20 protein-coding genes and 1 riboswitch are annotated in these 24763 nt (G+C 74.0%); of the genes, 7 read left to right on the forward strand and 13 right to left on the reverse strand.

The genetic code is table 11. The annotated features are described in order from the left end of the window. Positions 1–4 precede the first annotated feature (4 nt). On the reverse strand, positions 5–658 hold the full coding sequence (locus SMD11_RS08555) for a response regulator transcription factor (protein ID WP_087925872.1): 654 nt from the start codon (positions 656–658) through the stop codon (positions 5–7). A gap of 321 nt (positions 659–979) precedes the next feature. On the opposite strand from SMD11_RS08555, the gene SMD11_RS35845 reads away from it, so the two are divergent. Then, a complete protein-coding gene (locus tag SMD11_RS35845) occupies positions 980–1147 on the forward strand; it encodes a hypothetical protein (protein ID WP_199843826.1) in 168 nt (55 codons plus the stop codon). A gap of 150 nt (positions 1148–1297) precedes the next feature. On the opposite strand, the gene SMD11_RS08560 is transcribed toward SMD11_RS35845, so the two are convergent. Together SMD11_RS08560 and SMD11_RS08565 are read right to left on the reverse strand one after the other, a co-directional pair. Further along, positions 1298–2095, reverse strand: a complete 798-nt coding sequence (locus SMD11_RS08560) for an inositol monophosphatase family protein (protein ID WP_087925873.1) — start codon at positions 2093–2095, stop codon at positions 1298–1300. Between the two features lie 21 nt (positions 2096–2116). Beyond that, positions 2117–3280, reverse strand: coding sequence for a ferrochelatase (locus SMD11_RS08565; protein ID WP_087925874.1), 1164 nt, complete (start codon positions 3278–3280; stop codon positions 2117–2119). Between the two features lie 202 nt (positions 3281–3482). Here SMD11_RS08565 and SMD11_RS08570 point away from each other — a divergent pair, with 202 nt between their 5' ends. Both SMD11_RS08570 and SMD11_RS08575 read left to right on the forward strand, forming a co-directional pair. Further along, entirely contained in the window at positions 3483–4766 is a 1284-nt protein-coding gene (locus SMD11_RS08570) for an MFS transporter (RefSeq protein WP_087925875.1), read from the forward strand. Then, positions 4714–6045: a D-arabinono-1,4-lactone oxidase gene (locus tag SMD11_RS08575; protein ID WP_087925876.1), complete on the forward strand. Its 1332-nt coding sequence runs from the start codon at positions 4714–4716 to the stop codon at positions 6043–6045. The genes SMD11_RS08570 and SMD11_RS08575 overlap by 53 nt, the downstream gene beginning before the upstream one ends. Positions 6046–6514: 469 nt before the next feature. Here SMD11_RS08575 and SMD11_RS08580 read toward each other — a convergent pair whose 3' ends face one another. Next, positions 6515–7636, reverse strand: a complete 1122-nt coding sequence (locus SMD11_RS08580; RefSeq protein WP_087925877.1) for a hypothetical protein — start codon at positions 7634–7636, stop codon at positions 6515–6517. Positions 7637–7982: 346 nt separating this feature from the next. Here SMD11_RS08580 and sepH point away from each other — a divergent pair, with 346 nt between their 5' ends. Beyond that, positions 7983–9062: a septation protein SepH gene (sepH, locus tag SMD11_RS08585; protein ID WP_087925878.1), complete on the forward strand. Its 1080-nt coding sequence runs from the start codon at positions 7983–7985 to the stop codon at positions 9060–9062. Between the two features lie 172 nt (positions 9063–9234). On the opposite strand, the gene SMD11_RS08590 is transcribed toward sepH, so the two are convergent. Further along, a complete protein-coding gene (locus tag SMD11_RS08590; protein WP_087925879.1) occupies positions 9235–10080 on the reverse strand; it encodes a sulfurtransferase in 846 nt (281 codons plus the stop codon). 272 nt (positions 10081–10352) lie between these two features. On the opposite strand from SMD11_RS08590, the gene SMD11_RS08595 reads away from it, so the two are divergent. Next, positions 10353–11156 (forward strand): VOC family protein, encoded by an 804-nt coding sequence (locus SMD11_RS08595; RefSeq protein WP_087930369.1) that lies wholly within the window; start codon positions 10353–10355, stop codon positions 11154–11156. Here SMD11_RS08595 and SMD11_RS08600 read toward each other — a convergent pair. The 4 genes from SMD11_RS08600 to SMD11_RS08615 all read right to left on the reverse strand — a co-directional run bounded on the left by SMD11_RS08600 (position 11131) and on the right by SMD11_RS08615 (position 16585). Further along, entirely contained in the window at positions 11131–11802 is a 672-nt protein-coding gene (locus SMD11_RS08600; RefSeq protein ID WP_087925880.1) for a thymidine kinase, read from the reverse strand. The genes SMD11_RS08595 and SMD11_RS08600 overlap by 26 nt on opposite strands. Positions 11803–11863: 61 nt before the next feature. Then, entirely contained in the window at positions 11864–13078 is a 1215-nt protein-coding gene (locus SMD11_RS08605; protein ID WP_087925881.1) for an alkaline phosphatase family protein, read from the reverse strand. Beyond that, positions 13078–13665, reverse strand: coding sequence for a DUF5998 family protein (locus tag SMD11_RS08610; protein WP_087925882.1), 588 nt, complete (start codon positions 13663–13665; stop codon positions 13078–13080). The genes SMD11_RS08605 and SMD11_RS08610 overlap by 1 nt, the downstream gene beginning before the upstream one ends. A gap of 97 nt (positions 13666–13762) precedes the next feature. Beyond that, positions 13763–16585 (reverse strand): bifunctional GNAT family N-acetyltransferase/acetate--CoA ligase family protein, encoded by a 2823-nt coding sequence (locus SMD11_RS08615; protein WP_087925883.1) that lies wholly within the window; start codon positions 16583–16585, stop codon positions 13763–13765. A gap of 121 nt (positions 16586–16706) precedes the next feature. Between SMD11_RS08615 and SMD11_RS08620 the strand changes: the two genes are divergently transcribed. Further along, positions 16707–16988 carry an HPr family phosphocarrier protein gene (locus tag SMD11_RS08620; protein ID WP_046925618.1) on the forward strand — a complete coding sequence of 94 codons (282 nt, stop codon included), beginning with the start codon at positions 16707–16709 and terminating at the stop codon, positions 16986–16988. Positions 16989–17140: 152 nt separating this feature from the next. On the opposite strand, the gene SMD11_RS08625 is transcribed toward SMD11_RS08620, so the two are convergent. The 4 genes from SMD11_RS08625 to SMD11_RS08640 all read right to left on the reverse strand — a co-directional run bounded on the left by SMD11_RS08625 (position 17141) and on the right by SMD11_RS08640 (position 22018). Next, positions 17141–17920 (reverse strand): GntR family transcriptional regulator, encoded by a 780-nt coding sequence (locus tag SMD11_RS08625; RefSeq protein WP_234365971.1) that lies wholly within the window; start codon positions 17918–17920, stop codon positions 17141–17143. 192 nt (positions 17921–18112) lie between these two features. Beyond that, positions 18113–18919 carry a M23 family metallopeptidase gene (locus tag SMD11_RS08630; protein WP_087925885.1) on the reverse strand — a complete coding sequence of 269 codons (807 nt, stop codon included), beginning with the start codon at positions 18917–18919 and terminating at the stop codon, positions 18113–18115. A gap of 13 nt (positions 18920–18932) precedes the next feature. Further along, positions 18933–19088, reverse strand: a riboswitch (cyclic di-AMP (ydaO/yuaA leader). A 195-nt stretch (positions 19089–19283) separates the two neighbouring features. After that, complete coding sequence (locus SMD11_RS08635) at positions 19284–20651, reverse strand: M16 family metallopeptidase (RefSeq protein ID WP_087930370.1); 1368 nt, start codon at positions 20649–20651, stop codon at positions 19284–19286. Positions 20652–20668: 17 nt separating this feature from the next. Next, positions 20669–22018, reverse strand: coding sequence for a M16 family metallopeptidase (locus tag SMD11_RS08640; protein ID WP_087925886.1), 1350 nt, complete (start codon positions 22016–22018; stop codon positions 20669–20671). A gap of 223 nt (positions 22019–22241) precedes the next feature. Here SMD11_RS08640 and SMD11_RS08645 point away from each other — a divergent pair, with 223 nt between their 5' ends. Beyond that, entirely contained in the window at positions 22242–24698 is a 2457-nt protein-coding gene (locus SMD11_RS08645; protein WP_087925887.1) for a DNA gyrase/topoisomerase IV subunit A, read from the forward strand. Positions 24699–24763: the final 65 nt, after the last annotated feature.

The following is a 24763-nucleotide window of genomic DNA, read 5'->3' on the forward strand; positions in this document are numbered from 1 at the left end:
GTGATCAGATCCGGTATCCCGAGCCGGGCACGGTCACGATGACCGGGGGCTCGCCGAGCTTGCGGCGCAGGGTCATGACGGTGACCCGGACGACGTTGGTGAACGGGTCGGTGTTCTCGTCCCAGGCCTTCTCCAGCAGCTGCTCGGCCGAGACGACGGCGCCCTCGCTGCGCATGAGGACCTCCAGGACGGCGAACTCCTTCGGCGCGAGCTGGACCTCGCGGCCCTCGCGGAAGACCTCGCGGCGGTTGGGGTCGAGCTTGATCCCGGCCCGCTCCAGGACCGGGGGCAGGGCCACGGTCGTACGGCGGCCGAGGGCCCGGACACGGGCGGTCAGCTCGCTGAAGGCGAAGGGCTTCGGGAGGTAGTCGTCGGCACCGATCTCCAGGCCCTCCACGCGGTCGCTGACGTCGCCGGAGGCGGTCAGCATCAGCACGCGGGTGGGCATGCCGAGCTCGACGACCTTGCGGCAGACGTCGTCGCCGTGGACGACGGGCAGGTCGCGGTCGAGCACGATGACGTCGTAGTCGTTGACGGCGATGCGCTCCAGGGCCGCGGCCCCGTCGTACACGACGTCGACGGCCATGGCCTCCCGGCGCAGTCCGGTGGCGACGGCATCTGCGAGCAGCTGCTCGTCCTCGACGACGAGTACGCGCACGGCGTTCTTCCTTCCCTTTGAGCCCTGGGGGCACGTGACGAACCCGGGTCCCCGGGTATATCCATCCTGCCTGCAACGCCGGTAAACCGGCCGTAAGGGGCTCTTGGCAGCCAGTGAGCACCGGGATCCGGCGGGATTCCGGATTGGCGTGTGACGGCAGGTTTCCACGCGGAGCGCGGTGGGGAAGACGTCTGCACACCCGCGATCACACCGGCCCTGGCGGCTGCACGCCGTGTTACCCCCGCCACCGGGATCGGTCGTGATCGTTTCGCCGTCGGCACACCCCCGTGCCATCGACCCACGACGAGGGGGCGCAGCACCATGGACGCGTTCACCGCTGGCATTCTGCAGCGCATAGAGAGCACCCGGTCCGACCTGGACCAGGCCCGTAGGTCGGGCGACGAATTCCTCGCCGAGGTGGAGCAGGCCGCACTGGACGACCTTCACCGTCTGGCCGCCGAACACGGCGTCCAGGTCACGGCCGCTTAGGCCGTAGGGCTGATCCCACGCAGCGGAGCGCCCCCGTGCCGGCCGGCACGGGGGCGCTCTGTGCTGCCGGGGTGGCGTCGTCACCCGGGTGTCGCCCGCGCGGCGGCTGTGCGGCCGCCTCGGGGCCTGCCGGACGCGGCCGGGCCCCGGTCAGTCGCGCCAGGCCCCGAGGGCGTCCAGACGGGCCTGGAGCGGTTCGAAGAGGCCGGGCGGGGCGGCGACGGTGAGCTCGCCCGAGGCGGGCTCGCCGGGCCGGCCGCCGGTCAGGGCGCCCGCCTCCTCGGCGATCAGGGCGCCGGCCGCGTGGTCCCAGGGGTTGAGGCCCCGCTCGTAGTAGCCGTCGAGCCGGCCGCAGGCCACGTCGCAGAGGTCGATGGCGGCCGAGCCGCCGCGGCGGATGTCGCGCACCTCGGGCAGGAGGGCGCGCAGCACCTCGGCCTGGGCGGCGCGGCGCTCGGTGAGGTAGCCGAAGCCGGTGCCGATCAGGGCCTGGCCGAAGACGGGGGCGGGGCGGACCCGCAGCGGGCGGTCACCGGCGAAGGCGCCCTCGCCGCGGACCGCGCGGTACGTCTCGCCGCGTACGGGGGCGGCGACCACGCCTACGGCCGTCTCGCCGTCGATCTCGGCGGCGATGGAGACGGCCCAGGAGGGCAGCCCGTACAGATAGTTGACCGTGCCATCGATCGGATCGACGACCCAGCGCACTCCGCTGGTGCCGGTGGTGCTGGCGCCCTCCTCGCCCAGCACCCCGTCGGCGGGGCGGCGCTCGGCCAGGAAGTCGGTGATCAGTTTCTCGGCGGCGAGGTCCATCTCGGTGACGACGTCGATGGAGCTGGTCTTGGTGGCGGCCACGCCCAGGTCGTCCGGGCGGCCGTCGCGCAGCAGCACGCCCGCGCGGGCGGCCGCCTCAAGGGCGACGGAGAGGAGTTCGGCCTTCAGGGGGTTCACGGTGCGGGGGCTCCTCGGGCGTCAGGCGTACGGGCTGTCGGCGCCGGCGGCGGCCGGGCGGGGGGCCCGGGCGGGGCAGCAGCCGACGGGGCAGAGGTCGTGGGAGGGGCCGAGGGCGCCGAGGGCGCAGCGCTCGGGCCGCTCGCCGCGCTCGGTGGCGGCGCGCTCCAGGACCAGCTCGCGCACGGCGGCGGCGAAGCGCGGGTCGGCGCCCACGGTGGCGGCGCGGGCGACGGGCAGACCCAGCTCGGCGGCCTTGGCGGTGGCCTCGGTGTCGAGGTCGTACTTGACCTCCATGTGGTCCGAGACGAAGCCGATGGGGACCATGACGACGGCGGGGGCGCCCTCGCCGCGCAGGGTCTCCAGGTGGTCGCAGATGTCGGGTTCGAGCCACGGGATGTGCGGGGCGCCGCTGCGCGACTGGTAGACGAGCCGCCAGGGGTGCTCGGTGCCGGTCTCCGCACGGACCGCCTCGGCGATCGTCCGGGCGACGTCGAGGTGCTCGGCGACGTAGGCGCCGCCGTCGCCGTGGCCCTCGGCGGGCCCGGAGGTGTCCGCGGCGGCCGTGGGGATGGAGTGCGTGGTGAAGGCCAGGTGCGCGCCGGCCCGTACGTCCTCGGGCAGCGCGGCGAGCGCGGCGAGCGTCGCGTCGGTCATGGGCCGGACGAAGCCGGGGTGGTTGAAGTAGTGCCGCAGCTTGTCGACGCGCGGCGGGGTCAGGCCCTCGGCCTCCAGGGCGGCGAGGGCGTCCGCGAGGTTCTCGCGGTACTGCCGGCAGCCGGAGTAGGAGGCGTAGGCGCTGGTGGCCAGGGTCAGCACGCGGCGGTGCCCGGCGGCCGTCATCTCGCGCAGGGTGTCGGTCAGGTACGGCGCCCAGTTGCGGTTGCCCCAGTGGACCGGCAGGTCCAGGCCCTGTTCGGCGAAGTCCTTGCGCAGGGCGTCGAGCAGCTCGCGGTTCTGGTCGTTGATCGGGCTGACGCCGCCGAAGAGGAAGTAGTGCTGCCCGACCTCCTTGAGCCGCTCGCGGGGGATGCCGCGCCCCCGGGTGACGTTCTCCAGGAACGGGACGACGTCGTCCGGGCCCTCGGGGCCGCCGAAGGAGAGCAGCAACAGGGCGTCGTACGGCGCGGCTGCCGACGGGTGTGCCTGCTGGTCTGCTGGCTGGTCTGCTGTCTGGTCCGACATGCGTCCGATCCTGCCACCCTGCCCTGACCGGCAGGAAATGGCCGTGCGCCGCACACACGCGCGCACGTAAGCTGTATCGGCCACTTACATCCCTTACGGACGTCCCCGTAGCCGCTCCGGGCCGTCCGGTCCGCCCGGCCCCCGCGCCACGCCGTGCTGCCCCGTCCCGTCCGCGCCCCTCCCGAGCCTCCTGGCGGTTCCCTTGCCCAGCTCCTACCGCGACATATTCGCCGTCCCCGGCGCCACGGCCTTCTCCGCCGCCGGGCTCCTCGGCCGGATGCCGCTCTCGATGCTGGGCATCGGCATCGTCACGATGATCTCCCAGGTCACCGGGCGGTACGGACTGGCCGGCGCGCTCTCCGCGGCGCTGGCGGTTTCGGCCGCCGTGGTCGGCCCGCAGATATCCCGGCTCGTCGACCGGCACGGACAGCGCCGGGTGCTGCGCCCGGCCATGCTGGTCGCCGTGGCCTCGGTGGCGGGGCTGGTGCTCAGCACCCAGCAGCGCTGGCCGGACTGGACGCTCTTCCTCTTCGCGGCCTGCGCGGGCACCACGCCGAGCGTGGGGTCGATGGTGCGGGCCCGCTGGGCGGCGGTCTACGGCGGCACCCGCGAGCTGCACACGGCATACGCCTTCGAGTCCGTGGTCGACGAGGTGTGCTTCATCATCGGGCCGATCCTGTCGATCGGGCTGTCCACGGCCTGGTTCCCGGAGGCCGGTCCCCTGCTGGCCGCCGCCTTCCTCGCGGCCGGCGTCTGGTGGCTGACGGCGCAGCGCGGCACCGAGCCCGCCCCGCACCCCCGCGGTCAGCACTCCGGGGGCTCCGCGCTGCGCTCGCGCGGCCTCCAGGTGCTGGTCGCGACGTTCGTCGCGATGGGCGCGATCTTCGGCACGGTCGACGTGGTGACGGTCGCCTTCGCCGAGGACGAGGGCCACAAGGCGATGGCGAGCCTGGTGCTCGCCGTGTACGCGCTGGGTTCCTGCCTGGCGGGCGCGGTCTTCGGACTGCTGCACCTGAAGAGCGACATGGCCCGCCGCTGGCTCCTGGGCGTGTGTGCGATGGCCGTGAGTATGATCCCCCTCCAACTGGTCGGGAGCCTGCCGTTCCTGGCCGTGGCGCTCTTCCTCGCGGGGCTGTCCATCGCGCCGACCATGGTGACGACGATGGCCCTCGTCGAGCAGCACGTACCGCGCGCGCAGCTGACCGAGGGCATGACCTGGACGAGCACGGGGCTCGCGGTCGGCGTGGCGCTGGGGTCGTCGGCCGCCGGCTGGGTGGTCGACGCCGCCGGCGCCGAGGCGGGGTACGCGGTGGCCGGTGTGGCGGGAGCGCTCGCGGCGGCGGTCGCGTTCCTGGGATACCGCCGGCTCCGGGAGCCGGCGCCGCAGCGGCCCGGTCCGTCCGTGCCGCAGGCAAGGGGAGGGGCTGGGGCACATGACGGGGACGACGACCGCGGCGGGGACCGCGACAAGGGGTGCGTGGCGTAACTGGGCGGGGAACGTCACCGCCCGCCCCGCGCGGACCGTGGCACCGGCGAGCACGGCGGAGCTGGCGGCCGAGGTGGCGCGGGCCGCGGCGGACGGCCTGCGGGTCAAGGCCGTCGGCACGGGGCACTCCTTCACGGCGGCGGCCGCCACCGACGGCCTGCTGATCCGCCCCGACCGCCTCACCGGCGTCCGGGGCGTCGACCGGCGCGCCGGGACGGTGACGGTGGCCGCCGGCACCACGCTGCGCAGGCTCAACGCGGAGCTGGCCGCGCGGGGACTGTCGCTGGCCAACATGGGCGACATCATGGAGCAGACCGTCTCCGGGGCGGTCAGCACCGGCACCCACGGCACGGGCCGCGACTCGGCCTCGCTCTCCGCCCAGGTCAGAGCCCTGGAGCTGGTGACCGCCGACGGCTCGGCGCTCCGCTGCTCGGCGGGTGAGAACCCCGAGGTCTTCGCGGCGGCCCGGCTGGGCCTGGGCGCGCTGGGCGTGATCAGCGAGCTCACCTTCGCGGTGGAGCCCTCGTTCCTGCTCAGGGCCTGCGAGGAGCCGATGGGGCTGGGCCGGGTGACGGCCGAGTTCGATCAGCTCGTCGCCGAGAACGAGCACTTCGAGTTCTTCTGGTTCCCCCACACGCACAGCTGTGTCACCAAGCGCAACAACCGCAGCGCGGGTCCCGCGTCCCCGCCCGGCCGGGTCAGCGCCTGGGTCGAGGACGAGCTGGTCTCCAACGGACTCTTCCAGGCCGTCTGCACGGCCGGCCGCGCGGTGCCCGCGGCCGTGCCCGGCCTGGCCCGGGTGGCCGGCCGCGCCCTGTCCGCCCGCACCTACACCGACGACGCCTACAAGGTCTTCACCAGCCCGCGCCGCGTCCGCTTCGTGGAGATGGAGTACGCCCTGCCGCGCGAGGCCACGCTGGCGGCGCTGGCCGAACTCAGGGCGATGATCGAACGCTCGCGGCTGCGGATCGGCTTCCCCGTGGAGATACGGACCGCGCCGGCCGACGACATCCCGCTGTCCACGGCGCACGGCCGGGAGACGGCCTACATAGCGGTGCACATGTACCGGGGCGCGCCGTACCGCGCGTACTTCGCCGCGGCGGAGCGGATCATGACGGCGCACGGGGGGCGGCCGCACTGGGGGAAGCTGCACGGCCGCGACGCGGAGTACCTGGCGGGGGTGTATCCGCGGTTCGGGGAGTTCGTGGCGCTGCGGGACCGGCTGGATGCCGGGCGGGTGTTCGGGAACGCGTATCTGCGGCGGGTGCTGGGCGGGTGAGCGCGGCGGGTGGGGCGGGTGGGGTTTTCCCCTACCCGCCCCTTCCCGAATGTCCTCAGACGCCGGACGGGCTGGAGGACCAGCCCGTCCGGCGGTCGGGAGTCGGCACCCGGGCCAGGGCCGGGAACCGGAAGGGGTCGGGGCGGGGGCTGGGCCGGGAGCCGGAGTCCGAGCCTGAGCCTGGGGCGGGGCCCGGAGCCAAGGCCCGGGCCGGAGCCCGAGCCGGGGCCTGGGGCCAAGGCCCGAACCGGGAGCCGGAGCCCGAGCCGGCGCCTAGGGACGTAGCCGGGATCCGGAGCCGGCGCCTCGGCCCGGGCGGAGCCCGGGGCCGCAGCCCGAGGCAGTACCTGGGCCTGGGGCCGTAGCCCGGGCCCTAGCCGGGAGCCGGAGTCCGGGCCGGGGCCCGAGCCGGAGGCCCGAGCCGGGCCCGGGGCGGAGGCCCAGGGCGGGGGCCCGGGGCGGGGGCCGGTTACGAGACCGGGGTCTGCTTGCCCGTTGTGGACGTGCCCGCCGCCGCGTTCTGCTCCGGCGGCTTCGGCGTGCTCTGGCCGCCGCCCGTGGTGCCCTGCCCGCCGGTCGTCGTCCCGCCACCGGTCGTCTTGCCGTCGTCACCGCCCTTGCCGCTGTCCGGGGACTGCCCGCCCCCGGAGGGGTTCGGCTTCGGGGACTGCGAGGAGCCGCCCGTGGACGGGTCCACCGGGTCCGGGGACGTGGACGGGTCCGGCGACCGCTTGCCCGGGTCGCCGCCCGGCTCGGACGTGCCGGGGTCCGGCTTGCCGCCGCCGTCGGAGTCCTCGCCGTTCTCCTGACCGCCGCCGGACTCCGAGCCGTGCCCGGGGCCGCGCTCGGGCGCGGGGTCCTGCTTCTTGCCCGAGTTCCCGCCGGTCAGGATCTGGCTGACGGAGGTGCCCTTGCCGCCGTCGGCGCTCTCGCCGCTGACCAGCTCGACGGCGGTCACCGTGCCCATGGCCAGCGCGAAGATCGCGGCGGCGGCGAGCAGCGGGCGCTTGTAGCCGCGCCGGCGCGTGCCGTGTGTGGTGCCCGACGTGTACTCGTCATCGAAGGGGGCAGCCGTGCTGTCATGACCATCGGAGCGCGGATCAGCGTGCGGGCCGGAAAGCGCGCCCGCGTGTGCGCCGTTTCGCTCCGGCGGGTGGTTCACACCGGGCAACAGCTGTGTCGCGTCCACGGCAGGCCGCGGAGCGGCCGGATCGACACCGGGGAGCAGCCGCGTCGCGTCCGCGTCACCCGTCCGGCCCATCGGCCGGGTGCGATCCCGCTCGGGGCCGCCACGCCCGACCGCGCGGCCCGCGTCCTGGACCGGTACCTGGCGCATCTTCGGCCGTGCGGCCTGCGTCGTCGCCTCTCTGAGCTGCTCGCCCGTGCGCTTGAACAAGTGCTGGAAGATCGTGCCGCCCGACGTGGCCACGACACTGACGACGCCGGCGCCGATGACGGTGCCGTACACCCCGAGCTTGCCCGCGAGCAGTGCGGCGATCACCGCCGCCAGGGCGCTGCCGGCGACCTGCGCGACGCTCAGTTCCAGACGCTTGTTCTTCTGTTTTGCCTCGCTTTCGCCTTTGTCGTCCATCTCCTGCCTCTGTTAGCTCTTCGGTCCCTCTTGCAGCTAGAAGAGACATTCGAGCGTAACGAACAGTTCCGATTCGGGCGATTGTGTGAACCTCGACACCCGGACAACAGCCGTCCGTGTCGGAGGCTCCGGACCAACTCCCTTCTCCCGCGTGAACTTCGATGGCGCGCCGATCCACCCCCCGTGGCCCGAATGGAGTACTGTGGCGAGCCCTGGCCCGGTGTCCCGTCCGGCTGCCCGGACCCAACGGGAGGGATCCAGGCGGCTCTCGCCCCGTCAACTCGGCAATGTTGTGGCAGGCTGCACCCGGGCAGGCCACACTCGACTAGCGGAAGCAGCGACGCAGGTGACGTCGGCAGGCACCACCCGGGAGGTCCCCATGCCCGAACTGCGTGTCGTGGCCGTCTCCAACGACGGCACACGGCTGGTGCTCAAGGCTGCGGACAGCACGGAGTACACCCTTCCCATCGACGAACGGTTGCGTGCGGCCGTACGTAACGACCGTGCTCGCCTGGGCCAGATCGAGATCGAGGTGGAGAGCCATCTCCGCCCCCGCGACATCCAGGCACGTATACGCGCAGGCGCCTCCGCCGAGGAGGTCGCCCAGCTCGCGGGCATCCCCGTGGAGCGCGTCCGCAGGTTCGAGGGCCCGGTGCTCGCCGAGCGCGCGTTCATGGCCGAGCGCGCCCGTAAGACGCCCGTAAGACGCCCCGGCGAGAACACCGGCCCCCCGCTCGGCGAGTCCGTGGCGGAGCGGCTGGTGCTGCGCGGCGCCGAGAAGGACAGCGCGCAGTGGGACTCCTGGCGGCGCGACGACGGCACCTGGGAGGTCCTACTCGTCTACCGGGCGGCAGGTGAGCCGCGGGCTGCGAGCTGGAGCTTCGACCCGCCGAGGCGGATCGTTCAGGCGATGGACGACGAGGCGCGGGCGCTCATCGGCGAGACCGACGACACGCCCGAGCCGAGCTTCCCCTTCGTGCCGCGCATCGCCCGGCTGCCCCGGGACAGGCCGCTGGACCGCAGCCAGGACCGGACTGCCGACAGGCAGTCCGGCGGCTCCGACGGTGACTCCGACGCCGCGACGGCGGAGGTGCCCAAGGAGCGGGATTCGCTGACGAGCCTGCTGGAGGCCGTGCCCAGCTTCCGCGGCGACATGGTCGTGCCCGAGCCGCCCTCGGTGGCCCCGGTGGTGGCCGAGGAGCCGGACGAGGAGGCGGAGGCCGTCGAGCCGCCGGCCCCGGCGGCCAGCGCGGGCGCGGCGTACGCCGATGTGCTGATGCCGCGGTCCGTGGCCGGTCACCGCGACCGGCTGACCGGCACGACGGACCGTCAGGCGGAGGCGGACGGCGTCCGGCCGGGCCGCCGGGCGGCGGTGCCCAGCTGGGACGAGATCGTCTTCGGCACACGCCGGAAAAAACAGGAATGACGAAAAGACGACAAGAGAAGTAGCCATCCGTCACACCCCCGGCCCCGGCCGGGAACACCGCCGGCGGCCCGCCGCCCGGCCCCGCACGGGCCGGGCACCCGGGCCGCCGGACGGCCGCCGGATCCCGGCGGTACGGAAACCGCCGGGCCGCAGACCTTCGGCCCGGAGACCGTCAGCCCGGCAGGGGCCCCGTGGCGACCGGGCGGGACGGGTCGGCCGACCACTCGCTCCAGGAGCCCACGTAGAGGGCCGCCGGGGTGCCCGCCACCGCCAGGGCCAGCACCTCGTGCGCCCCGGAGACGCCCGAGCCGCAGTAGACGCCCACCTCCGGGCCCGGCTCCCCCGCCGCCCCGAGCTCCGTGAACCGCGCGGCGAGCTCCTTCGCGGGCCGGAACCGCCCGTCCGCGCCGACGTTCTCCGTGGTCGGCGCCGAGACCGCGCCGGGGATGTGCCCGCCCACCCGGTCGATCGGCTCGACCTCACCGCGATACCGCTCCCCCGCCCGCGCGTCCAGCAGCAGCCCCCGCCGGGCGAGCGCCGCCGCGCCGTCCGCGTCCAGCAGCGGCAGCGCGCCGGGCTCCGGGGCGAAGTCGCCCTCCACCGGCGCCGGGGCCTCCGTGGTCAGGGGCCCGCCCCGCGCGGTCCACTCCGCCAGCCCGCCGTCGAGGACCCGTACGTCCCCGTGCCCGGCCCAGCGCAGCAGCCACCAGGCGCGGGCCGCGGCCCAGCCCTGGCCGCCGTCGTAGACCACCACGGGCCGGTCCGCGCGGACACCGGCCCGCCGCATGGCCGCCCCGAACTCCTCGGCGTCCGGCAGCGGATGCCGCCCCGCGCCCTCCCCCGCCGGGCCCGCGAGCTCGGTGTCGAGGTCGACGAAGACCGCGCCGGGCAGGTGCCCCGCCTCGTACGCCGGGCGGCCGGGCGGGCCGCCGAGCTGCCAGCGGACGTCCAGCAGGGTGGGCGGCCGGTCGCCCGTCGCCACGTTCATGAGTTCGACTGCGGTGATGAGAGGGGTCATGGCCCCCATCCTGGCGTACCCGGCATTGGGCCGAACGGTCCTCTGGCCAGACCGCACGCGGTCGATCGATACTGGACCGCCATGACATCGGAGCGGGACCGAAAGGCGAATCCGGGCATTCTCCTGCGGGAACCCGTGAAACCCGGCGCGGCCGGGGGGCGCGCCACGGCCGGTGGTGCAAACATCTCCACGTGCCCCGTCCCGTACCACCCGCGCGCCGCGTGCCGGTGCGGGACGCGCGGCCACCCCGATGGTCCGAGGAGAGAATGACGATGACCGAGGTTTGGGGGTCTCCCCAGAGCGGTACGGGGGAGGCTCGGCACACCCCCGGCACCCCGTGCTGGACGAGTCTGCTGGCGCACGACCTGGAATCGATCAAGGACTTCTACAGCGGCCTGTTCGGCTGGGCCTACTACAGCCCGGGCCCCCGCCAGCTGGGCCCGTACGTCCGTGCCACCCTCGACGGCCGGGACGTCGCCGGGCTCGGTGAGCTGACGCCCGGCCGCCGGCTGCCGACCGCCTGGACCACGTACCTCGCCAGCGACGACGCCGACGAGGCGGCGGAGTGGATCCGCTGCTGCGGCGGCACGGTCGGGGTCGGGCCGCTGGCCGCGGAGGACGCCGGGCGGCTGGTGATCGCCTCCGACCCGGCCGGGGCGCCGTTCGGCGTGTGGCAGGGGCAGCGGATGGCCGGCGCCCAGCTGTCCGGAGTGCCGGGCACACCCGTCTGGCACGAGCTGCTGACCCGGCGGACGGCCACGGTCGTCAAGTTCTACCAGTCGCTCTTCGGATATCAGACCAAGCGGGCCGAGGCGCCGGACACCGACCGCCTCACGCTGCTCCTGGACGGCCGGCCGGTCGCCGCCGTGCGCGGCGTCGGGGCCGAGCTGCCCCGGGAGCGGGGCCCGCACTGGATGACGTACTTCGAGGTGGCGGACGCCGAGGACGCGGCGGCGCGGGTGACCGGGCTGGGCGGCCGGGTGCTGCGGCCCCCGCACCAGGGGCCGGACGGTGACGAGACCACCGTCGCGGACCCGGAGGGGGCGGTCCTCACACTCCGGCGGACGGCTCGCTGACGGGGTCGACGGGCAGCACGTCGGGCGACAGGGCAGCGGCGCGGGCCGCCGCCGCGGTCAGCCGGCGCCGGTGGTGGCGGCGGCACAGCACCTCGTAACCCACCACGGTCTCCGGCTGGTTGACGTCGCCGACGACGACCTGCGCGCCCTCGACGACCATCTGTCCGCCGACCGTACGGGCGTTGTGCGTGGCCCGCGCGCCGCACCAGCACAGCGCCTCGACCTGGAGCACCTCTATCCGGTCGGCCAGCTCGACGAGGCGCTGGGAGCCGGGGAAGAGCTTGGTGCGGAAGTCGGTGGTGATGCCGAAGGCGAAGACGTCGAGTTCGAGGTCGTCGACGACGCGGGCCAGCTGGTCGATCTGCTCCGGGGCGAGGAACTGCGCCTCGTCGGCGATGACGTAGTCCGCGCGGCCGCCCGCGGAGAGGTGGGCGACGATGTGCGCGTAGAAGTCGAACCCCTCGCCCGCCTCGACGGAGTCGGTGACCAGGCCGAGCCGGGAGGAGAGCTTGCCCTCGCCGGCGCGGTCGTTCCGGGTGAAGATCAGCCCTTGCAGGCCGCGGGCGGACCGGTTGTGCTCGATCTGCAGAGCGAGGGTGCTCTTTCCGCAGTCCATGGTTCCGGAGAAGAACACCAGCTCGGGCATGGGGAAGCCAATGCCTTTCATCAGTCGTCGTGTGGGGGGCGGGTGGGGCGGTGACGCGGGCTCAGGACCGGACTTCGAGGAGCGGCACCAGCTGCTCCACGGGGGTCATGGAGCCGTGCAGCCCGACCATCGCGGACTCGTTGGGCTCGGTCTCGGTGGCGACGATCGCGATGTCGTCGCGGGCCGCGGCCACCACGTCGCCGATCCGGCCGTGCACCCGGTCGTCCACGCCGTCGCCGGGCCGGCCGAACCAGCCCGCCTCGATGGCCTCGTCGCGGCCGGCCACCCACATCTGCTCGCCGAGCACCTCGCGCCAGACGGCCAGGACGTCGGCGGCGGCGCCGGGCACCGCGTAGACGTGGCGGGCGCGGGCCTCGCCGCCGAGGAGGGCCACGCCGGCGCGCAGCTCCCAGTCCTCGTCGAAGTCGATGCGCGACTCGGGGTCGAACGGGATGTCGATCATGCCGTGGTCGGCGGTGACGTAGAGCACCGAGCGGGGCGGCAGCTGCTCGGCGAGGCGCTGGGCCAGCCGGTCGACGTACATCAGCTGGCCGCGCCAGTCGTCGGAGTCGACGCCGAAGCGGTGGCCCTTGCCGTCGAGGTCGCTGTAGTAGGTGTAGACGAGCGAGCGGTCGGCGGCGCCCAGCCGGTCGGCGGCGAGGTCCATGCGGTCCTCGCCGGAGAGCCGGCCGTGGAAGGTGCCGCCGCTGAGCGCGATCTTCGTCAGCGGGGTGTGCTGGAAGTCGGGCGCGGAGACCTGGCAGGTGTGCACGCCGGCGGCGTCCGCGAGCTGGAAGACGGTGGGGTACGGCTGCCAGACGTGCGGGTCGGTCCACGGGCGCCAGCGCAGCTGGTTCATCAGCGCGCCGGTCGCCGGGTCGGCGACGGTGTAGCCGGGCAGGCCGTGGGCGCCCGGCGGCAGTCCGGTGCCGACGGAGGCGAGCGAGGTCGCGGTGGTGGAGGGGAAGCCCGCGGTCATCGGCTCGCCGGTGCCGTTCATGGAGCTCGGCAGCAGCGAATGCAGGAACGGTGCCTCGGCGGGGTGGGCGCGCAGCAGCTCCCAGCCCATGCCGTCGACCAGGAAGACGCAGACGCGGTCGGCGGGGGTCAGCTCCAGGCCGGTGGAGAGGCCGGGGACGCCCATGCCGGAGGCGACGGCGGGCAGCAGGTCGGCGAGCGAGCCGGTGCCGTAGCGCGGGAGGGGGGCGGAGCGGGGGTCGAGCGGGGCGGGCTCGGACCAGGAGGACGGAGCGCCCGAGGTCAGCGGGTAGGACATCAGCGGCCGGTCGCCGCGGTCGCCTCGGAGAGCGCCTGGGCGAAGGCGAGGGCCTGCCGGACGGTGTCCGGGCCGTCGCCCGCCTCGCTGACGCGCAGGCTCAGGTCGTCCGCGGTGGCGGAGCCGGTGTAGCCGTGGTCGGCGTCGCAGTTGGGGTCGCCGCAGGCGGCGGGCTCCAGGTCGATCCGGGAGACCGCGCCCCAGCCGATGGTGAGGACGACCTCGCGGGGCAGGGTGCCCGGGGTGTACGCCTCGGGGTTGGCGACGACGCGGCTGAGCACCACGGAGGAGATCCGGTCGAGCTTCACGGACTCGGTGGAGGTGGTGGCGTACGGGGACGGGGAGGTGCCGTCGGCCGCCTGCTCGTCGGTGTGGCTGACGATGAAGCGGTTGCCCGTGAGGACGAGGACCGTCACATGGCGGCGCACCTCGTTGGAGTCGAACGTCGTCTCCTGGTGCACGAGGTACGACACGACCGGCTCCCCGCCCACGGCGGCCTCCACCGCCTCGGCCACGAGGGCCGGGTAGTAGCCGCTGCGCTCGATCGCCGCGCGCAGCCCTTGGGTCGTCGTACCGGTCTTCGCCATACGCCCATCCTACGGGGCGTACGGGGTCCGTCCGTGCGTGCCCGCACGGACGGACGGCGGAGCCCGGGGGCCTCGCGGGGCAGGTGGCGGCGGGCCGTCAGTAGGCCGGGAGGCTGCGCGGGCCGAGGTCAGTGCGGGCCGGGGGCGGGGCGAGGCGGATGACGGCGCCGAGCACATGGACCCCTTGCGGCGCGACGATCACGGGCTCCAGGTCGGCGCCGACGACCTCGGGGTGGTCGTCGACCAGGCGGGAGACGCGCAGCAGCAGCTCCTCCAGGGCCCGGGTGTCCACCGGGGTGCTGCCGCGCCAGCCGAAGAGGAGCGGCGCGGTGCGGACCGAGCGGATCTGCTCCGCGGCGTCCCGGTCGGTGACGGGCACGAGGCGGTGCGCGGTGTCGCCGAGCAGCAGGGAGGGCGCCCCGGCCAGGCCGAAGGAGAGCACGGCCCCGGCGGCGGGGTCGATGGCGGCCCGCACGACGGTGTCGACGCCGCGCGGGGCCATCGACTGGACGACGAAGCGGGTCTCCTCGGGCTTGCCGAGGAGCTCGGTCAACTCGGTGTAGGACCTCCGCAGTTCCGTCTCGCCGCCCAGGTCGAGCCGGACGCCGCCGAGGTCGGCGCGGTGGCGCAGGTGCGGGGCGGTGGGCTTGAGGGCGACGGGGAAGCCGAGCCGCCGGGCGGCGCGGACGGCGGTGTCGGGGTCGGGGGCGGGCAGCGCGGGCAGCACGGCGATGCCGTAGCGGGCGAGCAGGCGCTGGGTGTCGGCGGCGGAGAGGGTGACGGCGCGGGGGTCCGCGGGCTCCGTGGGCGAGGTCCCGGGCACGGCGCCGTGGGCGGCGAGCAGGACGTCGATGTCGGCGGCGGCGCCCGCCTCGTCGATGTCGTCGTACTCGGGCACCTTGCCGGGCTCGGCGGCCAGCCGCCGCCAGCGGGCGTACCGCACGGCCTCGGCCAGGGCCCGTACGGCACGCTCGGCGGCGGGGTAGGCGGGGATCCGGACGGCGGGGGCCGGGCGCTCCCCGTCGCCGTCACCGCCGCTGCCGGCGCTTTCGCCGTCGCTCCCGCCCTCGGGAGCCGCGAGGGCCTCGGCGAGGCCCGGGATCTCCAGATGGACCACCGTCACCGGCTTCGCCGCCGGGGCGGCGGCCACCGCGGCGCGCAGCGCCCGCGCGAGGTCGGCCGCGGAGGCCTCGCCGACCCAGGGGATGGCGGTGACGACGACGGCGTCGCACTCGTCGTCCGCGAGGGCCAGGGCCAGGGCGGCGCGGAAGTCCTCCGGCTCGGCGGCCGTCGACAGGTCGTACGGCGGCTGGGGGCGCAGGCCGTCGGTCAGGCAGGCGTCGTAGGTGAGGAGGGCGAGGGACTCGGAATTGCCGAGGATGGCGACGCGGGGACCGGCCGGCAGCGGCTGGGAGGCGAGCAGCAGCCCGGTGTCGGCCAGCTCGGTGACGGTGTCGACGCGGATCACGCCGGCCTGCCGCAGCAGGTCGGAGACGGTGGCGTCGGGGATGCGGGTGGTGGGGACGGCGTGCCCGGTGGGCGCGGCGCCGCCGTGCCGGGCGCCCTTGACGACGACGACCGGCTTGCGGGCCGCCGTGCGCCGGGCGAGCCGGGCGAACTTGCGGGGGTTGCCGATGGACTCCAGGTACATGACGACGACGTCGGTGTCCGGGTCGTCGTGCCAGTACTGGAGGAAGTCGTTGCCGGAGACGTCGGCGCGGTTGCCGGCGGAGACGAAGGTGGAGACCCCGACCAGGCCGGCGGCGCGGCGGTGCAGCCCGGACAGCAGGGCGATGCCGATGGCGCCGGACTGGCTGAAGAGGCCGAGCCGGCCGGCGGCGGGCAGCTCGGGCGAGAGCGAGGCGTTGAGCCGGACGCCCGGGGCGGTGTTGATCAGGCCGAAGGCGTTGGGCCCGATGAGGCGCATGCCGTACGAGCGGGCCTGGCGGACCAGCTCGCGCTGCCGGTCGCGGCCGTCGGCGCCGCTCTCGGCGTAGCCGGCGGAGAGGACGACGAGGCCCTGGACGCCGTGCTCGCCGCACTCGGCGACGACGGAGGGCACCTGCTCGGCGGGGACGGCCACGACGGCGAGGTCGACCGGGCCGGGGATGTCGAGGACCGAGCGGTGGGCCGGCACGCCCTCGGGCTCCAGGACGGAGCCGCCCTCGGGGAAGGCGCGGTTGACCGCGTGCAGGCTGCCCGTGAACCCGCCCTCGCGCAGATTGCGCAGCACGGCCCGGCCCATCCCGCCGGGCTCGCGGCCGGTGCCGACGACGGCGACGGAGCCGGGGGCGATCAGGCGGTGGACGGAGCGGGCCTCGGCGCGCTGCTCGCGGGCGCGCTGCACGGCGAGGGACCGGTCGGTGGGCTCCAGGTCCAGCTCCAGGCGGACGACGCCGTCCTCGAAACTGCGCTTCTGGGTGTAGCCGGCGTCCGTGAACACCTTGATCATCTTGGTGTTGGCGGGCAGCACCTCGGCGGCGAAGCGCCGGATGGAGCGCTCGCGGGCGACGGCCGCGATGTGCTCCAGCAGGGCGGAGGCGACGCCGCGGCCCTGGTGGGCGTCCTGGACCAGGAAGGCGACCTCCGCCTCGTCGGCCGGGCCGGAGGAGGGCAGGCCGCGGGGGTCGATCCGGTCGTAGCGGACGGTGGCGATGAACTCGCCGCCGACGGTGGCGGCGAGCCCGACCCGGTCGACGTAGTCGTGATGGGTGAAGCGGTGCACGTCCCGGTCGGAGAGGCGGGGATAGGGGGCGAAGAAGCGGTAGTACTTCGACTCGTCCGAGACCTGTTCGTAGAAGCTGACCAGCCGCCCGGCGTCGTCGGCCGTGATGGGGCGGAGGTGCGCGGTACCGCCGTCGCGCAGCACCACGTCGGCTTCCCAGTGGGCCGGATACACCTGCTCGGACGGCGTCTGCATGGGGTCAGCGTAAGGCCGGGCGCCGACAACCCGCCTAGGGCCGTCCGGGGTGAACCAGGAGCACGTTCGCCCCTGTGCAACACTGGTCTAGACAACTCCTTACGACTTGAAGGGCAACACCATGGCTGAGCGCCGCGTCAACGTCGGCTGGGCCGAGGGCCTCCACGCCCGTCCGGCGTCGATCTTCGTTCGTGCGGCGACCGCCGCCGGCGTCCCGATGACGATCGCCAAGGCCGACGGCAACCCCGTCAACGCCGCCTCTATGCTGGCCGTGCTGGGCCTGGGCGCCCAGGGTGGCGAGGAGATCGTGCTCGCGTCCGACGCCGAGGGTGCCGAGGCCGCCCTGGACCGTCTGGCGAAGCTGGTCGCCGAGGGTCTCGAGGAGCTCCCGGAGACCGTCTGATTCACGGGAATCGCGCGCGGCGGGGCCGCGGCGGCCGATCGAGGCCGCCGCGGCCCCGCTGTCGTTCCCGGGCTTTCCTTCCCGCACCGGTTTCCGGTGCGCGCGCCGGAGGAATTCCGGCCTTCCCGCCGGGCGGGAATAGCAGCCAATTGTTAAGAACGTGCGCTCGCCGTGTGCACAGATTGTTTCGGGCTTTGTCCGGGGGTTTGTTTCCGGTGCTCCCGGTCCGTTTGCGCCGGCGGCCGCTCCGGGCCCCCGGCGTGCCGCGGCCGGGACGCGCTCCGCAGCCGGTAGGCGCCGGGCGCCCGGTCGGCGCGGGCCGTGGCGAGCGCCCGCGCCCGGTCGGCGTCCCCGCGCGCGACGGCGTCGACCAGGGCCGCGCAGGTGTCCCAGGCCACCACCGGCCGGGCCGGCGGCTCCGGCACGTACACCCAGGAGATCTTGAGCCGGAGCTGGGTGAGCAGGGCCGCGAGGCTGGGGCTGCCGGACGCCTGGGCGAGCGTCTCGTCGAACCAGTCGTCCAAGGGGCGCAGCTCGCCCGTGCGGCCGCCGCGGGCCCGCTCCTGGCCGAGCCTGACCAGGCCGCGCAGCACCTTCAGGTGCGCCTCCGTACGGCGCTGCGCGGCCCGCGCGGCGCCCAGCGGCTCCAGCAGCGCCCGGACCTCGATGAGATCGGCCGCCTCCTGCTCGGTGGGCTCGGCGACACAGGCGCCCGCGTGCCTGCGGGTGGTCACGAAGCCTTCGGAGGCGAGGGTGCGCAGCGCCTCGCGCACGGGCACCCGGGAGACGCCGTACCGGCGGGCGAGGACCTCCTCGGTGAGCCGGCCACCGGGCGGGAAGACGCCCGTGACGATGTCGTCGCGGATCGCCGTGCAGACCGCGTGCGCCGAAATGCGGCCGCCGTTCGGTGCCGCTTTACCATCGCCGTTCACGTACGGCCCCGCATGGGTGAACCTCCGCATTGACCCCCGCGAAACGCGGCCGATTGACGCCTGGTCAACGACTCTATTGCAGCGGCCCGCGATTTCCGATGGCGCCGAGGATTTCATCGATATGTTTTGGCCAACACGAAGGCCCCGGCCGGGGGCCGGGGCCTTCGTGGAACGACGCGGTGCGCGCGGGTGTCAGATGCCGACGCCGTGCGAGCGCAGGTACTCCACCGGGTCGATGTCGGAGCCGTAGGAGGGGCCGGTGCGGGCCTCGAAGTGCAGGTGCGGGCCGGTGACGTTGCCGGTGGCGCCGGAGATGCCGATCTCCTGGCCCGCGGTCACCGTCTGGCCGGCGCTGACGCCGATGGACGACAGGTGGCCGTACTGGGTGTAGGTGCCGTCGTTGTGCTTGATGACGACGTTGTTGCCGTAGGCGCCGCCGTAGCCGGCCTCGACCACGGTGCCCGCGCCGACGGAGCGGACCGACGTGCCGGACTCGGCGTGGAAGTCGACGCCGGTGTGGCTGCCGGAGGACCACAGGCCGCTGGAGGCCTTGTACGAGGTCGAGACGTACGAGCCCTCGATCGGCGACACGTAGGCGTTGAGCTTCTTGCGCTCTTCCTCGCGGGCGATGCGCTCCTGCTCCTTGCGCTCGGCCTCGGCCTTGCGGGCGGCCTCGTCCGCGAGCTTCTTGGTCTCGGCGGCCTGCTTCTTCGCCTCGGCCTCGGCCTGGAGGCGGGCGCTGGTCTCCTCGGCGGAGCTGCGCTGGACCTCGGCCTGCTCGCCCACGCGGGTGGCGGTGTCCTCACCGATGACGATGGCCTGGGTGAGGCCGGTGTCCTCGGCGCGCGGGGCGTCGTCGGTGGTGGCGGCGAGCGCGGGGGCGGCGAAGCCGGCGACGACGCCGGTGGCCGTCAGGGTGGCTATGCCCGCGATGTTCGCGCCGGTGCGCACGGCGCGGCTCGGACGACGGTGCTTCCCGGTGGCACGAGTGAACGCCATAGGTGCGGCTATTCCTTTCCTTCCTTCTCGCCTACCGGGTTAGCTGACGGGTTCGGAGCAGGAAGGTCTCCTACGGCTCCCTCCGGAAAGGGACCCGATTCACCCCAGGGACATGTGGGTCCCCGGCTCCCCTGGCTCGCGCCGTACGGGGACTCGGCGATGGTTGCCCGGGGCCGCGGATGCGACTCACATCTGACGGACAACCGCCCTGACGCTAAACGGCGCCCGATTCGAACGGCAAACAGAACTCACGTTTTGTGGCGTACGCCACATGCCAGACGTGCAACCACTCCACTAAATCGGACATAAGGGAGGCGCGTGGGTCTCGCCGACCTCACGCGCCTCCCCACTTCCTGACGAAGCGTCAGCCGGTGACGACCGTCACCTCGCCGATGCCCAGGGCCTTCACGGGCTCCGCGATCTGCGCGGCGTCGCCCACGAGGACCGTCACGAGCCGGTCGACCGGGAAGGCGTTGACGGCGGCCGCCGTGGCCTCCACCGTGCCCGTCGCCGCGAGACGTTCGTAGAGCCGGGCCTGGAAGTCGTCCGGGAGGTGCTGCTCGACCTGGTCGGCCAGCGTGCCCGCGACGGCCGCCGCCGTCTCGTACTTCAGCGGCGCGACGCCGACGAGGTTCTGCACCGCCACATCGCGCTCGGCGTCCGTCAGACCCTCGGCCGCGAGGGTGCGCAGCACGGTCCACAGGTCGTCGAGGGCCGGGCCGGTGGAGGCGGTGTCCACCGAGCCGCTGATGGCCAGCATGGCCGCGCCCGTGCCGTCCGGCGTGGAGCGCAGCACCTGGCCGAACGCCCGGACGCCGTAGGTGTAGCCCTTCTCCTCGCGCAGGACGCGGTCCAGGCGGGAGGTGAGGGTGCCGCCGAGGCAGTAGGTGCCGAGCACCTGGGCGGGCCAGACCCGGTCGTGCCGGTCGGCGCCGATCCGGCCGATGAGCAGCTGGGTCTGGACGGCGCCCGGCCGGTCCACGATGACCACACGGCCCGTGTCGTCCGCCGTGATGGGCGGGGCCTGCCGGGGGGCCGCGGGAGAGCCCGTCCAGGCGCCGAGGGTGTCCGCGAGCGCGGCGTCCAGGTCGACGCCGGTGAAGTCGCCGACGACAACGGCGGTGGTGGTGACGGGGCGGACGTGCGCCTCGTAGAAGGCCCGCACGGACGCGGCGTCGATGCGCTCGACGCTCTCCTCGGTGCCCTGACGGGGGCGCGACATCCGCGAGTCGGCCGGGAAGAGCTGCGCCGAGAGGGCCATGGCCGCCCGGCGGGCGGGGTTGGCCAGCTCGTGCGGGATCTCGTCCAGGCGGTTGCGGACGAGCCGCTCGACCTCGCCGTCGGGGAAGGCCGGGGCGCGCAGCGCGTCGGCGAGCAGACCCAGCGCCTTGACCAGCCGGGAGGCCGGGACCTCCAGGGAGATCCGGACGCCCGGGTGGTCGGCGTGCGCGTCGAGGGTGGCGCCGCAGCGCTCCAGCTCGGCGGCGAACTCCTCGGCCGTCAGCTTGTCGGTGCCCTCGGAGAGGGCGCGCGCCATGATGGTGGAGACGCCGTCGAGGCCGGCCGGCTCGGCCTCCAGGGGCGCGTCGAGGTTGATCTCGACGGCGACGACCTGCTGGCCGGGGCGGTGGCAGCGCAGCACCGTCAGGCCGTTGGGCAGCTGACCGCGCTCGGGGGCCGGGAAGGCCCACGGCGTGGGCGCGCCGGGCTGCGGCTGCGGGTGGAAGGTCATGGTGGCCGCGGCGTCGCTCACTGGGCCGTCTCCGTCTCTTCAGCGGTCACATCGGCCTCGGCGGCCTCGGGGGCGGTCGGTTCGTACACCAGCGCGGCGCGGTTGCCGGGGTGCAGCCGGGCCTTGGCGACCGCCTGCACCTCCTCCGGGGTGATGTCCAGCACGCGCCGCACGGCGGTCAGGGCGAGCTGCGGGTCACCGAAGAGCACGGCGAAGCGGCACAGTTCGTCGGCGCGGCCGCTGACGGTCGCGAGCCGGTCCAGCCACTCGCGCTCCAGCTGGGCCTGGGCGCGCTCCATCTCCTCCGGGGTCGGGCCCTCGGCGGCGAAGCGGGCCAGCTCGTCGTCGACGGCGGCCTCGATGTCCGGGACCTCCACGCCGCCCGACGCCTTGACGTCCAGCCAGCCGAGCGAGGGCGCGCCCACGAGCCGGAGCAGCCCGAAGCCTGCGGCGACGGCGCTGCGGTCGCGGCGGACCAGGCGGTTGTGCAGCCGGGAGGACTCGCCGCCGCCGAGGACGGTGAGGGCCAGGTCGGCGGCGTCGGCCTCACGGGTGCCGTCGTGCGGCAGCCGGTAGGCGGCCATCAGGGCGCGCGAGGGCACCTCCTCGCGCACGACCTCGCGCAGCTCCTGCCCCATCACGTCGGGGAGGGTGCCGTCGCGCGGGGGCTGCTTGCCGTCGTGCGCGGGGATGGACCCGAAGTACTTCTCGATCCAGGCGAGCGTCTGCTCGGGGTCGATGTCGCCGACGACCGACAGCACGGCGTTGCCCGGCGCGTAGTACGTCCGGAAGAAGGCGCGCGCGTCCTCCAGGGAGGCGGCGTCCAGGTCGGCCATGGAGCCGATCGGGGTGTGGTGGTACGGGTGGCCGTCGGGGTAGGCCATGGCCGTCAGCTTCTCGAAGGCCGTGCCGTAGGGCACGTTGTCGTACCGCTGGCGGCGCTCGTTCTTGACGACGTCGCGCTGGTTCTCCATCGACTCGTCGTCGAGGGCGGTGAGCAGCGAGCCCATGCGGTCCGCCTCCAGCCAGAGGGCGAGCTCCAGCTGGTGGGCGGGCATGGTCTCGAAGTAGTTGGTGCGCTCGAAGCTGGTGGTGCCGTTGAGCGAGCCGCCGGCGCCCTGCACCAGCTCGAAATGGCCGTTGCCCTTGACCTGGGCGGAGCCCTGGAACATAAGGTGCTCGAAGAGGTGGGCCAGCCCGGTGCGCCCCTTGACCTCGTGGCGCGAGCCGACGTCGTACCAGAGGCAGACGGCGGCGACGGGGGTCAGATGGTCTTCTGAGAGCACCACCCGCAGGCCGTTGGCCAGCCGGTGCTCGGTCGCTGTCAGGCCGCCGGAACCGGCCTGTTGCGTGGCCGTGTGACCCATGGGCATGTACGTCCCTTCGATCGCTTGAAATCTCGCGATGGTCCGCGATGACTCGCGTGATGAACAGTGCTGTCACTGTATGCAAGCGCGCTGACATCTGGCGAAGTTCCCGGGGCGGTCCGCTCTTACGGACGGGTCGCGGTCGGCGATGTCGGTGGGGCGGGCCACAATGGTCCGCGTCAGAACCCTGCCTCGGCAATCGATCGAAGGAGCCGCAGCCGCGATGGCCCGCCGCAGCACGAAGACCCCGCCGCCGGAGAACTTCGAGGAGCGCATCCTCGACATCGACGTCGTCGACGAGATGCAGGGTTCCTTCCTCGAGTACGCCTATTCGGTCATCTACTCCCGGGCCCTGCCGGACGCCCGGGACGGACTGAAGCCCGTCCACCGCCGCATCCTCTTCCAGATGAACGAGATGGGCCTGCGCCCCGACCGTTCGTACGTGAAGTGCGCCCGGGTCGTCGGCGAGGTGATGGGCAAGCTGCACCCGCACGGCGACGCCTCCATCTACGACGCCCTGGTGCGCATGGCCCAGCCGTTCTCCATGCGGGTGCCGCTGGTCGACGGCCACGGCAACTTCGGCTCGCTGGGCAACGACGACCCGCCCGCGGCCATGCGCTACACCGAGGCCCGGATGGCCTCGGCCACGTCGCTGATGACGGAGTCGATCGACGAGGACACCGTCGACTTCACGCCGAACTACGACGGCAGCGAGCAGGAGCCCGTAGCCCTCCCCGCCGCCTATCCGAACCTGCTGGTCAACGGCGCGTCCGGGATCGCGGTCGGCATGGCGACCAACATGCCGCCGCACAACCTCGGCGAGGTGATCGCCGCCGCCCGGCACCTCATCAAGCATCCGGGCGCCGACCTCGACACGCTGATGCGGTTCATCCCCGGCCCGGACCTGCCCACCGGCGGCCGGATCGTGGGTCTCGGCGGCGTCCGGGACGCCTACGAGACCGGCCGCGGCACCTTCAAGATCCGCGCCACGGTCGCCGTGGAGAACGTGACGGCCCGCCGCAAGGGCCTGGTCGTGACCGAGCTGCCCTTCACGGTCGGCCCCGAGAAGGTCATCTCCAAGATCAAGGACCTGGTCGGCTCGAAGAAGCTCCAGGGCATCGCCGACGTCAAGGACCTCACGGACCGCTCGCACGGCCTGCGCCTGGTCATCGAGATCAAGAACGGCTTCAACCCCGAGGCCGTCCTGGAGCAGCTCTACAAGCTGACGCCGATGGAGGAGTCCTTCGGCATCAACAACGTCGCCCTGGTCGACGGCCAGCCGCTGACCCTGGGCCTCAAGGAGCTGCTGGAGGTCTACGTCGACCACCGCTTCGAGGTGGTCCGCCGCCGGAGCGAGTTCCGGCGCGGCAAGCGGCGCGACCGGCTGCACCTGGTCGAGGGCCTGCTGGTGGCGCTCATCGACATCGACGAGGTCATCAGAATCATCCGATCGAGCGATAACGCCGCGCAGGCCAAGGAAGCCCTGATCGCGCGCTTCTCCCTCTCCGAGGTGCAGACGCAGTACATCCTCGACACCCCGCTGCGCCGCCTGACGAAGTTCGACCGCGTCGAGCTGGAGTCGGAGCGCGACCGGCTGACGGGCGAGATCGAGGAGCTGACCCGGATCCTGGAGTCCGACGCGGAGCTCCGCAAGCTCGTCTCCGGGGAACTGGCGGACGTCGCGAAGAAGTTCGGCACCGACCGGCGCACCGTGCTGCTGGAGTCGGCGGGCGCCCCCTCCTCGGCCGTGCCGCTCCAGGTCGCGGACGACCCGTGCCGGGTGCTGCTGTCCTCCACCGGCCTGCTGGCCCGTACAGCCTCGGGCGAGCCCTTCACGCCCGGCTCCGGGGAGGCCAAGCGCGTCAAGCACGACGTGATCGCCTCGGCGGTGCCGGCGACGGCGCTGGGCGAGGCGGGCGTGGTGACCTCGACCGGGCGGCTGCTGCGGCTGCGGGTGATCGACCTGCCGCAGCTGCCGGAGACGGCGGCCGCGCCGAACCTCTCGGGCGGCGCCCCGATCACGGAGTTCCTGTCGCTGGACGACGGCGAGCGCGTGGTCTGCCTCACCACCCTGGACGAGTCCTCGCCGGGCCTCGCGATCGGCACGGAGCAGGGCGTCGTCAAGCGCGTGGTCCCCGACTATCCGGCGAACAAGGACGAGTTGGAGGTCATCTCCCTCAAGGACGGCGACCGCGTCGTCGGCGCGGTCGAGCTGCGCACCGGCGAGGAGGACCTCGTCTTCGTCACCGACGACGCCCAGCTGCTGCGCTATCCGGCCGGTCAGGTGCGGCCGCAGGGCCGCCCGGCGGGCGGCATGGCCGGCATCAAGCTCACCGCCGGAGCGAAGGTGATCTCCTTCACGGCCGTCGACCCGGCGGCGGACGCCGTGGTGATCACGGTCGCGGGCGCGGCGGGCACCCTGCTGGGCGCCTCGGAGACGACGGCGAAGCTGACGCCCTTCGACCAGTACCCGCGCAAGGGCCGGGCGACGGGCGGTGTGCGCTGTCAGCGCTTCCTGAAGGGCGAGGACTGCCTGGTCCTGGCCTGGGCGGGCGCGGCCCCGGCACGGGCCGCGGGCGCGAACGGCACCCCGGTCGAGCTCCCGGATCCGGACCCGCGCCGCGACGGCTCGGGCACGCCGCTGGCGAAGGCCGTGGCGGCCGTGGCGGGGCCGGTGTAGGCACCGGGTGACGGCCGTGGGGCCGGGGCGTACGCACGCTCCGGCCCGGCCGCGGGAGGCGGCTC

This window comes from Streptomyces albireticuli, assembly GCF_002192455.1.
Classification (GTDB): domain Bacteria; phylum Actinomycetota; class Actinomycetes; order Streptomycetales; family Streptomycetaceae; genus Streptomyces; species Streptomyces albireticuli_B.